Genomic DNA, 1,011 nt, shown 5'->3' with positions numbered 1-1,011 from the left:
TTACCCTGAATGGGAATATCTTGAGATAGGTATAGATCTTGATCATGTCCATTTGTATATGGTCATTCCCCCCAAGTATGCGGTGAGTAAAGTAGTGGAAACCATAAAATCGAATACCAGTAAAGCACTAAAGATAAAGTTTGCTTTCTTGAAAAAGGTATATTGGGATGACCAAGGGATATGGGCAAAAGGTTATTTTGTCTCTACGGTAGGGATAAACGAGAAGATAATCAAAAAATACGTAAAAATGCAAGAGAAGGAAGATACAGGACAAGCGGAGCTTGAATTTTGAAAGCACCACGCCTGTAAGGGCGTGGGTATCTATTCTTTTAGGTTAGGTAAAAGATGTAATTGTAACACAGTCTGAATCTGAACACTAAATAAATCTCAAATTCTCAAAAAATATTTTATAAAAAATTAAATAAATAAAATAATTTAAAGGAGAGTACAAAAATGAAAAAATTATCATTATTTTTAGTATTAATGCTGTTAAGCATATTACTTGCGTTAAGTTTTACTTTAGGTGTGTCAGCAGAAGAGCGTGTAACCCTTATTTTTTCAAGTTGGAGAACTGAAGACATTGATGCGATGAATAGAGTAAATGCTCTTTTCATGGAAAAGCACCCAAATATAATTATTAATTTTCAGCCTATAAAAAATACAGAATATGATGCACAACTAGCGTCGTCTCTTCAAGCGGGGGTTGGCCCTGATATTATGTATTTACGTTCCTATGATGGTGCTAGAATTCTCTACAATAGTGGTTTTTTGTATGAATTAAATGATGCTATACCGGTTTTGAAAACTTTTCCCGAAGCGGCTAAAGCTGCCTGGAGTACTGAAGAGGGGATTATCTATGGAGTACCATCTGTTGGTGTAACTCATGGGGTTTTCTACAATAAAGAAATATTCGATAAATATGGTTTAAAAGAACCAACAACCTGGGCAGAATTTATTGATGTTTGTGATACCTTAAAAGATAAAGGTGAAAGAGTATTAGCCGCAGGCCTT

2 protein-coding genes are annotated in these 1,011 nt (G+C 34.5%); both read left to right on the top strand.

All coding sequences use genetic code 11. The features are described from left to right. Nucleotides 1-292 (top strand): IS200/IS605 family transposase (tnpA, locus tag COZ07_RS08845; protein WP_406608201.1); only part of this gene is annotated, 292 nt, incomplete at its 5' end. A 161-nt stretch (nt 293-453) separates the two neighbouring features. After that, the coding region (locus COZ07_RS08840; RefSeq protein WP_406608200.1) for an ABC transporter substrate-binding protein at nt 454-1,011 on the top strand (558 nt) is incomplete at its 3' end.

The organism is Candidatus Infernicultor aquiphilus (assembly GCF_002784285.1).
GTDB classification, from domain to species: Bacteria; Atribacterota; Phoenicimicrobiia; order Phoenicimicrobiales; family Phoenicimicrobiaceae; genus Infernicultor; species Infernicultor aquiphilus.
This window is presented reverse-complemented; position numbering and strand designations above follow the sequence as displayed.